The organism is Hydrogenophaga sp. BPS33, from assembly GCF_009859475.1.
Taxonomy (GTDB): domain Bacteria; phylum Pseudomonadota; class Gammaproteobacteria; order Burkholderiales; family Burkholderiaceae_C; genus Hydrogenophaga.
Genome location: NZ_CP044549.1, coordinates 3,391,598 through 3,401,327 on the forward strand (window position 1 = coordinate 3,391,598; position 9,730 = coordinate 3,401,327).

Here is a 9,730-nt window from a genome sequence, read left to right on the forward strand (position 1 = left end):
CATTTTCCGTCCTTTGCGCGTCCTTGATACTTGTCAAGGTGCAACGGCAACGTCAAGTCCAACATGGAAAGGGATGCTGCGCACGCCCCTCGACAGAACCTGGCCCACGAAAGACACACCATGGCATTCAACCTGCACCAACGCTGCTTTCTGACGCTGCGCGATTTTTCTGCCGGCGAGATCGGCTTTCTGCTCAAGCTCGCGGCCGATCTGAAGACCGCCAAAACCACGGGCACGGAGCAACCTCTGCTGCGCGGCAGGGAGATCGCGCTGATCTTCGAAAAGGACTCCACCCGCACCCGCGTCGGCTTCGAGGTGGCGGCCCACGACCAGGGCGCCACCGTGACCTACCTGGGTCCATCGGGCAGCCACATCGGCCACAAGGAGTCGATCAAGGACACGGCGCGCGTGCTGGGGCGCGTGTACGACGCGATCGAGTACCGCGGCTTTGGACAGGCGGTGGTCGAGACCCTGGCCACATGGGCCGGCGTGCCGGTCTACAACGGGCTCACCGACCAGTTCCACCCGACGCAGATCCTGGCCGACTTTCTGACCATGCGCGAACACAGCGAGAAACCGCTGCGCGACATGGCCTTCTGCTTCCTGGGCGACACGGGCAACAACATGGGGGCCACGCTGCTGACGGCAGCCGCCAAGATGGGCATGGATGTGCGCCTGTGCGGGCCGCAAAGTCTGTGGCCAAGCAAGGACATCGTCGATGAGGCGCTATCGCTGGCCCAGGAGAGCGGAGCTCGCATCCTTCTGACCGAGGACGTGGCCGCTGGCGTGAAGGATTGCGACTTCCTTTACACCGATGTCTGGGTGTCGATGGGCGAACCCGAATCGGTCTGGGCCGAGCGCATCCGGCTGCTGCTGCCTTACCAGGTCAACGCGCAGACGATGGAACTGACGGGCAACCCGCGCGTGCGCTTCATGCATTGCCTGCCCGCCTTTCACAACACCGAGACCGAGGTGGGTGCGCAGATTCACAAGCTGCACGGCATCAGCGCGATGGAGGTCACCGACGAGGTGTTCGAGAGCCCCGCGTCCATCGTGTTCGACCAGGCCGAGAACCGCATGCACACCATCAAGGCGGTGTTGGTGGCGACCCTCGGAGGCTGACATGGCACGTGTCGTGGTGGCTCTGGGCGGCAATGCGCTGTTGCGACGGGGCGAACCCGTGAGCGCGTCGACCCAGCGTGACAACATCCGCCGCGCCGCGAAAGCGCTCGCGCAACTCATGGGCGAGGGGCACCAGTTGGTCATCACCCACGGCAACGGCCCCCAGGTGGGCTTGCTCGCGCTGCAGGGCGAGGCCGCTGGCAAGGGCGCGTTTCCGCTGGACGTGCTCGGCGCCGAAACCGAGGGCATGATCGGCTACGTGTTGCAGCAGGAGCTGGACAACGCGTACGCAGGGCCGGCGCAATTTGCCACACTGCTGACGCAGGTCGAGGTGGATCCCGGCGATGCGGCCTTTCGCACGCCGCGCAAGCCCGTGGGCCCCGTCTACACCGAAGGCGATGCGCGGCGGCTGGCCGAGCAGCGCGGGTGGGCCATCGCGCGCGATGGCGATGCCTGGCGCCGCGTCGTGGCGTCGCCACGGCCGGTGCGCATTCTGGAGATCGACGTGATCCGCCTGCTGGTGGATCAAGGGGTGACCGTGATCTGTGCGGGCGGTGGCGGCATTCCCGTGGCGCAGCGACCTGACGGCAGCTTTGTCGGCGTGGAAGCCGTGATCGACAAGGACCACGCAAGCGGTTTGCTGGCCGCCGAGCTGAAGGCGGACGCATTCCTCATGCTGACCGACGTGCCCGCGGTGTTCACCGACTGGGGCGCTCCCGCCCAGCGCGCGCTGGGTGACGTGACGCCGCAAGACCTGGCGGCCCTGGACTTTGCCGCCGGCTCCATGGGCCCCAAGGTGCAGGCCGCCTGCGATTTCGTGAACCGCACCGGCGACATGGCTGGCATCGGCGCGCTGGAGGACGCATCCGCCATCCTGGCGTGCCAGGCCGGCACACGCGTGGTGCCGGCGCTGTCGCGGTGACCAGACCCGTCATGTCCGCAGGCATCCCCTCTTCCCAGGCATCGCAATCGAACGTCGAGCACCTGCTGAGCCTCGCAGCGGTGGACGGCACCTGCGGGCTGGCTGCGGCCGACGCCGAACAACGGCGCGCCCGGCATGGGCCCAATGCATTCGACGTTCAGCGGCCGCGCTCGGCCTGGCTGAACTTCCTGGACCAGTTCCGCGACCCGCTGGTCTACCTGCTGCTGATTGCCGCGTGCGTCACGCTCGTGGCCTGGTGGGTCGAGGCCGAAGGGGGCTTGCCGGTCGACGGCATCGTGATCCTCTCGATCGTGGCGCTCAACGCGGTGCTGGGCTTCCTGCAGGAGGCCAAGTCCCAGCGCGCCGCCGCCGCGCTGGCGCGGCTGGCGTCGGCCACGTCCGGCGTCTTGCGCAGCGGCACGGTGCTGCGCATACCGAGCACGGAGCTGGTCAGCGGCGACATTCTGTTGCTGGCCGAGGGTGACCGGGTGGGCGCCGATGCCCGGCTGATCGACGCCCATGCGCTGCTGGTGCAGCAGGCGTCGCTGACCGGCGAGAGCGAAGCCGTTCAGAAGCAGGCCGGCGAGCTGAGTGGCGAGCATCCCCTGGCCGATCGCCACAACATGGTGTTCAAGGGCACGGAAGTGGTTCGGGGCAATGGCCGCGCGCTGGTCACGGCCATTGGCATGCAGACGGAAATGGGCGCGATCGCCCATTTGCTCGCCACGACACCCGATGAAGCGACACCGCTGCAAAAAGAGGTGCGCCACATCGGGCGGGTGCTGGGCGGGGCGGTGCTGGTGATTGCCACCATCGTGATCCTGACGGAGCTCTGGACCGCCGACATCCGCACCTGGACCGAGGCCGTGCCGGTGTTGCTGCTGGGCGTGTCGCTGGCCGTGGCCGCCGTGCCCGAGGGCCTGCCGGCCATCCTCTCTCTGGTGCTGGCCCTGGGTGTGCAGCGCATGGCCGCACAGAAGGCCATCGTCAAGAAGCTGTCCTCGGTCGAGACACTGGGTTCCGCGTCCGTCATCTGCACCGACAAGACGGGCACGCTGACGCGTTCCGAGATGACCATCCAGCGGGTCATGACGGCCTCGGGCAGCAGCAGCGCGGATGGCGTGGGCTACGCGCCCGAAGGCCGGATGCACCACAAGGGCGAAACACTGCAGCCCGGTGCGCTGCACAGCGAAGTGGTGGCACTGCTCAGCGGCGGCAGCCTGGCCGGCAACGCCGACCTGCGCCAGGACGCCGATGGCAATTGGGTCATCCAGGGCGACCCCACCGAGGCCGCCTTCCTCGTGGCCGAGCGCAAGCTGGACGCGCACGAGCGGCGGCTGCAGCGTTTCGACCGCATCGCCGAGGTGCCCTTCACCTCCGAGCGAAAAATGATGTCCGTGGTGGCGATCGACCACGCGCACGCCGACCAGCTGGTGTTGATCAGCAAGGGCGCGCCGGACGTGCTGCTCGACCATTGCACGCGCGCGCGCGTCGGCATGGACGCCGTGCCGCTCACCGCGGACGCGAGGGCGCGGGTGCTGGCCGATGTCGAACAGCTGTCCCATGCCGCGCTGCGCACGCTGTCGGTGGCCTATCGCCCGCTGGAGGCAGGTGAGGATGCACAGGCGGGTGAGGCGCTGGAGCAAGACCTGGTGTTCCTGGGCACGGTGGGCATCATCGACCCGCCGCGCACGGAGGTGGCGCCGGCGATCGAGGCGGCGCGCGCGGCGGGCATTCGCATCATCTTGATCACCGGCGACCATCCGCGCACGGCCGAGCGCATTGCCGAAGACCTGGGCATCATCCAGGCCGGTGCCACCGGGCTCACCGGTCTCGACATCGACCGGCTCGACGACGCGGCCCTGGGCGACGCGGTGCGAACCGCCTCGGTGTTCGCGCGGGTGGCACCGGCGCACAAGCTGCGCATCGTGGACGCCCTGCAGGCACAGGGGCATGTGGTGGCCATGACCGGTGACGGCGTGAACGATGCGCCAGCCCTCAAGTCGGCCGACATCGGGGTGGCCATGGGCGTCACGGGAACCGAAGTGACCAAGGAAGCCAGCAAGATGATCCTGGCCGACGACAACTTCGCCACCATCATCGCGGCGGTGCGCGAGGGCCGCGGCATCCTGGACAACATCCGCAAGTTCCTGCGCTACCTGCTCTCGTCCAACATGGGCGAGGTGCTGACCGTGTTCCTGGGCATTGTGCTGGCGCGCTCGCTCGGGTTGGTGGACGCCGCGGGTGCGGTGGTGTTGCCGCTGTTTGCCACACAGATCCTGTGGATCAACCTGATCACCGACACCGGCCCGGCGCTGGCGATGGGGGTCGACCCCCATGCCGACGACGTCATGACCCGCCCGCCCCGCCCGCCGAACGAGCGCGTGATCGATGCCCGCATGTGGGTCACCGTGGGCGTCACCGGCATCACCATGGCGGTGGTCACGCTGCTGACGTTGGACCTGTTGCTGCCCGGTGGCTGGATCGAAGGCGAGCACGGTCTTGACGTGGCCCGAACGGCGGCATTCACCGTGCTGGTGCTGGCCCAGCTCTTCAATGCGTTCAATGCGCGCTCGGACACCACCAGTGCCTTCGTGGGCGTGCTCAGCAATCGCTGGCTCTGGGCTGCCGTGTTGCTGGGCGCCACGCTGCAGATCCTGGTGGTGCACTGGCCGGTGCTGAACCTGGCTTTCAGCACCACGCCTCTGTCGGCAGGGCAATGGCTGCTGTGCCTGTGCATGGCCAGCGCCGTGCTGTGGGTGAGCGAACTGCACAAGTTCTTCAGGCGACGCCCATCGCAGCGGCGTGCGGTAGCCGCGACTTGAGCCGCAACGCCGCCGGCACACGGGTGGCCGCTTCCGTCCCCCGCTCGCCGCTTCATGACACGCTCAGGTAGACCAACGCCGCGTTCACCGCGTACGCCGCCACCAGTCCCACGCTCACCCAACTGAGCACACGCAGGGCGCGACCTTGCGGGCGCATCACCAGGCCGATGATGACCAGGCCTGTCATCACCAAGGCCGTCACCGCCGTGCCCGCGTGCACGGCCGAGGCATCGGCCAGCAGCGGACCGCGAACATAGAAGGCATCGTCCACCGCCAGAATGGCGACGTTGAACAGGTTGCTGCCCAGCAGGTTGCCGATGGCCATGTCCAGTGCCCCCAGTCGCAGGGCGCCCAGCGTCACGGCCATCTCCGGCAACGTGGTGACGACGGCCATGAGCACGGTGCCGACGAAGCTGCGCGACAGCCCCAGCGCCTGCGCCAGGCCGTCGGCCACCTGGGGCAGCCAGCTTCCCGCAGCCAGCACCACCAGCGCGGCCAGGCCGAAGGCGCGCCAGTCGCGGCGGGTCTGTCCCAGCGGCGCCGACGCCACGGGCGCGAGCGACGCAGCAGCATCGGCCATGGCTTGGCGCTCGTGCCCGTGCACGCCCCGCAGCGCCAGCAGGTACAGCGCCAGCAACAAGGGGCTGTACACCCCCACGTGCAGCACCGCCGGCGCACGCGCGCCCGTGAGCAGGCTCAAGGCGACAAAGCCCAGCATCACCACGCCGAAGCCAGCCGACAGCAGGTGCGTCGCGCTGGCCTCGCGGTACATCGGCTGCTCGCGCTGCAGCGCATCGATGACGACGAGGAACAGCAGGTTGATGACGCAAGCGCCGAGCGCATTGCCCACGGCGAGGTTGGGCGCGTCGACGAAGGCCACCGCGCTGATGCCCGAGGCCAGTTCTGGCAGGGAGGTGACCGTGGCCAGCAGCGCCAGACCGACCCAGCCACGCCCCCAGCCGTAGGCCACGGCCAGGCGGTCGGCGCTGCGGCTGAGCACGAAGCCTGCGCGCGCGATCAGCACGGCGCAGACCGCGAGCTGGATCACCAGCCAGGCCAGTGTCACGACCATCCCCTGCTGCGGACCCAACCCCAAAGCGTGTGCGCCTCTTCCGCCGCCTGCACGGTGCTGGCAGCCCTCTGCAGCGGCAGCAACACAAGTACCTCGGCCAGCGAAGCGGCCAACAGAGACCGGATCAACTTCCACGGGCCGGGGGAGACGCCGCAACTCTGTTCGACCGCGCTGCCGATGTCGGCAACGCCCTCATCAGCCATTCAACAACTCACGACGCCTCGGGGCGCGCATTGCCCTTGAAGAATGTCATCCAGTTGCTCGCCAGCGCATGCACTTCGTCTGCGGACGCCCCAGCGGGCAGCACGCCGCCGTCGTTGACCAGATGACCGAAGCGGCTGATCAGCTCGTTCTGCATGTCCACGGCCACCGCGCCGATCTGTTGCCAGTAGCGGGTGGCGCCATCGACGTCAAAGCGCATCAGGTCGGCCTGGATTTCCAGCAGTTGCGCAGGGTCGCTGGCTTCCTTGAGCCTCTGTGCCGCGTTCGAGTAGTGGGTCAGTGCTTCATGCGCCGCTTTCTCCTGAATGTGGCGAATGGCTTCGAAGCCGTGGAACATCGAGCAGGCACCCTCGGCCGCCAGCGCCATCTGCTGGCGCGGCACATCGAGTGCGGCGTTCAATGCGTCGGTGGGCGCCGGGACGGTCGGCGCGGTTTTGGTGGATCGTCGGGTGGCCATGGTCGTGTCCTTTCCTGAGAAGACGTGGAGGTTGCCAGGACGGCCCGTTCATGATGTGCACGAGAACCATGCCGAGCATTGACGAACATCAATCTCCAACGTGGCGGTGACACTTATCTTGAAGGCTGTGCAAGTGTTTCCAGGAGACTGCCATGTCCACCGAATGGTTTCTGATCGCCAACGCCGCGCGAGGCTTCATCGCACAACGCTGCAGAGGCCAACCGCTGACCGTCATCGCGCACTTCGAGCACCCGGCCAGCCGACTCAAGTCGGCCGCGTTGGGCGAAGACAAAGCCGGCCGCGCGCTGGCGCCGGCCGGCTTCGGCGGTGCGGCTTTCGAACCGCGTGCCGATGCGCAGCGCAAGGAGCACCTGCGCTTCGCACACGAACTCGCCACGCATCTGGAAGAAGCGGCCCTCGTGGAGGGCTACGACACACTGGTGCTGTTCGCAGGCAACCCCTTTCTTGGCGAATTGAAGGGCGCACTGGCCGAGGCCACCCTGCGCCGGCTAGCCCACAGCGTGCCCGTGGACCTCACGCGTGTGGGGCAGGCGGAACTGGGGCGGCGCATCGCGGACGAACTCGCGGCCGCGTCCTGAACGTGGGCCTCACGGCGCGAGCGCCTGTGCAATGCGCAGCGTCCTTGATGTAACGCAAGTGCGCGCCGGGTGGGTGACCGAACATGGCGGCATGCAAAGATCCGCAGCGCTCAAGCCACCTGCATCGCACGGCCCCCCCGGCCATGGATGTGCCACTCAAACTCTGGATCGCCCGCCTGGCCAGCGGTCTGTCACCCGCCGCGCTCGTCCTGGCACCGATGGACTGGTGGCTGCACCTGCTGGTCTCACCGGCCAAGCAGGCGCAACTGACCGCCAGCGGGCTGAACAAGGTGCAAGCCTGGGCCTTCTATCTCTGGCGCGCCGCGCATGGTCCGTGCGAGGATTGCGTGACACCCGCGCCGCAAGAGAAACGTTTCAGCCAACCAGAATGGCAGCAGTTGCCATTCAATGCCCTCGCCCAGGGATTCCTTCTGCAGTTCGCGTCAGCGCGGACCCACGCTGGCTCGTGGTGGTCTCACTGGCAAGGGTGGCTGGCCACGCACTCTTCACGGCGCGTGAAGGCGCGGCCCGTGGCGGGCCTGAGGCTGCACGGGCGCTCCGTTCCCGCGCCCGGCACCTATGTGCACGACAGGGCGCCAGCGCACCGGTGATCGCTTGCGCCGTGGCAGGCGCCGTCTCACCCCGTCAGAGTGACACATCGGAGGCCAACGCCCTGGCAGCCCCCCATTTGGCCGCAAGGGAATCGATGTCCACCGTGTCCTGCGTCGATACGGCCATGGTGAACGCCTGTTCGTCGGTCTCCAGCGGCTGGTGGGTTGCGAGCTGGTGCTCCAGCACCTCGACACCCGCTTCCGAGGCGTCCAAGCCGGTGGCAGCGCGAGCCATCACGCGATGGCGCAGCTTGGACGGGCTCGCATGGCAATCCAAGATCGAGAATGGCACATGAAGTTCTTCCGCCAGCGCTTGGAAGCGGCGCCGCCAGTCGCTTTGCAGGAAGGCAGCATCCACGATCACCGGGTAGCCCGCCCGCAGCGCATCGCTTGCGCGCTTGCGCAGGCTCTCGAAGGTGTCGTTCGTGGCTTGTTCGGTGTAGATGTCGAGTCCAAGCGCCGTGGAGCACTCCTGTGGATCAAGACCGAACAGACGCTTTCGCTCCACATCCGATCGAATGCGGACGGCCCCGGCGGCGCGCAACAGTTGCGACGCGACCGTGGATTTCCCCGAACCCGAGAAGCCATGCGTGATCAGCAGGCGGGCGTTGTCCCGCGGCGAGGCTGCCCATTCGGCCGCGCGCGCCAGGTAATCGGGTCTGGATGCCGCGTTTGAGGATTGTTTTCCCAGGCCGGACGTCATGGCCCGGACCAGCGCGCGGTAGACCTCATAAAAATGCAGCACCTGCAAGCCGGCATGGTCCCCGCTGCGTTGCAGCCATTCATCCAGGAAGCGAAAGGCAAGATCCCGGCGCCCGTGCGCTTTCAAGTCCATCGTCAGGAAGGCGATGTCGCTCATCACATCGATCCATCGAAGCCCGGGGTCGAACTCGATGCAGTCAAACGGCACCAGTTCACCCTCGATCAACACGACGTTGCCGGTGTGCAGATCTCCATGGCATTCGCGGATCCATCCGCCCCGCTGGCGTGCTGTCCACGCGGGTCGCAATGCCCTGGCCTGCTCGTTCATCCACCCGTGCAAGCGCACATGGCGGCTGTCTTCGCAGCGTTCCTGAAGCGAAGTCAGGACATCTGTGACTTTTCGAACGATCATGTCCGGACCGCCAATGGGCGACGCTGGCGAGACCGCCGGTGCCGATGCGTGAAACTCGGCCATGCGGCTCGCCAGCCCATCGAGCCATGCGGGTTCGATTCTTCCGGATTCCAGCAGGTTTCGCAGCAGCGATGACTGCGGGAATCGCCGCATTCGGATCACATGGTCGATGGGCATTCCATCTTTGATGCCGCCCATGCGCGGGGACTCGGGCGAGCCGTAAACCGGCAGCACGTCGATATACAACGGGGGCGCGAAACGCTGGTTGAGACGCAGTTCTTCCTCACAGAAGTGCTTGCGGGCATCCACACTGCTGAAGTCCACGAACGGAAAGCGCACCGGCTTCTTGAGCTTGTAGGCGTAAATGGGGGTGAGCAAAACCCAGGAGATGTGCGTTTCGATCAGCTCGACCGGCTGACCAGTCTCCCGACTCAGCATCTTGCTCAGCGATGCAACCAATGTTGTGTCCATATCTCTCGGCCATCACAGCCATGTTCCGACGTCCCGAAAAGAATTCGCCCCCTTTTCGTCAGGGTTCAGCCGTCCAGCGGCACCCCACCGCCGAAACGGCAAATCCATTGATCCATGTACTCGCGCTGCGCAATGCCGAGTGAGCGCTGCCACACGGCCAGCATTTCCCACGGGAAGGAATACGAGCGCATCAGGTTCTCGCCCATGGCGATCTGCCAGCTCGTGAGCGCTTGAAGGAAGCCGTCCGGAAATGTCAACAAGTCGGGCGAAGTGTCTTTGATGGACATGGCGGTCTCCAGAATTGATGAGGACTTC

Annotated in this window: 10 protein-coding genes; 5 read left to right on the forward strand and 5 right to left on the reverse strand. The window is 66.7% G+C overall.

Annotated features, from left to right (window positions below; translation table 11 throughout):
• Positions 1-120 precede the first annotated feature (120 nt).
• Genes argF through F9K07_RS15705 form a run of 3 tightly spaced genes read left to right on the forward strand, consistent with a single transcriptional unit; the run spans position 121 to position 4,869 of the window.
• On the forward strand, positions 121-1,122 hold the full coding sequence (argF, locus tag F9K07_RS15695; RefSeq protein ID WP_159594323.1) for an ornithine carbamoyltransferase: 1,002 nt from the start codon (positions 121-123) through the stop codon (positions 1,120-1,122).
• A gap of 1 nt (position 1,123) precedes the next feature.
• Positions 1,124-2,044 (forward strand): carbamate kinase, encoded by a 921-nt coding sequence (gene arcC, locus F9K07_RS15700; RefSeq protein ID WP_159594324.1) that lies wholly within the window; start codon positions 1,124-1,126, stop codon positions 2,042-2,044.
• 11 nt (positions 2,045-2,055) lie between these two features.
• Entirely contained in the window at positions 2,056-4,869 is a 2,814-nt protein-coding gene (locus F9K07_RS15705; protein WP_159594325.1) for a cation-translocating P-type ATPase, read from the forward strand.
• Between the two features lie 52 nt (positions 4,870-4,921).
• Here F9K07_RS15705 and F9K07_RS15710 read toward each other — a convergent pair whose 3' ends face one another.
• From F9K07_RS15710 to F9K07_RS15720, 3 genes are read right to left on the reverse strand one after another with little or no spacing between them, the layout of a single operon-like run.
• Complete coding sequence (locus F9K07_RS15710) at positions 4,922-5,935, reverse strand: sodium:calcium antiporter (RefSeq protein WP_201451434.1); 1,014 nt, start codon at positions 5,933-5,935, stop codon at positions 4,922-4,924.
• Positions 5,932-6,144 (reverse strand): hypothetical protein, encoded by a 213-nt coding sequence (locus F9K07_RS15715; protein WP_159594327.1) that lies wholly within the window; start codon positions 6,142-6,144, stop codon positions 5,932-5,934. The genes F9K07_RS15710 and F9K07_RS15715 overlap by 4 nt, the downstream gene beginning before the upstream one ends.
• An 8-nt stretch (positions 6,145-6,152) precedes the next feature.
• Entirely contained in the window at positions 6,153-6,620 is a 468-nt protein-coding gene (locus F9K07_RS15720; protein ID WP_159594328.1) for a phasin family protein, read from the reverse strand.
• 152 nt (positions 6,621-6,772) lie between these two features.
• Between F9K07_RS15720 and F9K07_RS15725 the strand changes: the two genes are divergently transcribed.
• Together F9K07_RS15725 and F9K07_RS15730 are read left to right on the forward strand one after the other, a co-directional pair.
• Positions 6,773-7,219, forward strand: coding sequence for a host attachment protein (locus tag F9K07_RS15725; RefSeq protein ID WP_159594329.1), 447 nt, complete (start codon positions 6,773-6,775; stop codon positions 7,217-7,219).
• Positions 7,220-7,362: 143 nt separating this feature from the next.
• The gene (locus F9K07_RS15730; RefSeq protein WP_159594330.1) at positions 7,363-7,830 is read left to right on the forward strand and encodes a poly-beta-hydroxybutyrate polymerase N-terminal domain-containing protein; all 468 of its coding nucleotides are present in this window, start codon (positions 7,363-7,365) and stop codon (positions 7,828-7,830) included.
• Positions 7,831-7,864: 34 nt separating this feature from the next.
• Here F9K07_RS15730 and F9K07_RS15735 read toward each other — a convergent pair whose 3' ends face one another.
• Together F9K07_RS15735 and F9K07_RS15740 are read right to left on the reverse strand one after the other, a co-directional pair.
• Positions 7,865-9,403, reverse strand: coding sequence for a bifunctional aminoglycoside phosphotransferase/ATP-binding protein (locus F9K07_RS15735; protein ID WP_328793988.1), 1,539 nt, complete (start codon positions 9,401-9,403; stop codon positions 7,865-7,867).
• A gap of 77 nt (positions 9,404-9,480) precedes the next feature.
• Positions 9,481-9,702: a hypothetical protein gene (locus F9K07_RS15740; RefSeq protein ID WP_159594331.1), complete on the reverse strand. Its 222-nt coding sequence runs from the start codon at positions 9,700-9,702 to the stop codon at positions 9,481-9,483.
• Positions 9,703-9,730 lie beyond the last annotated feature (28 nt).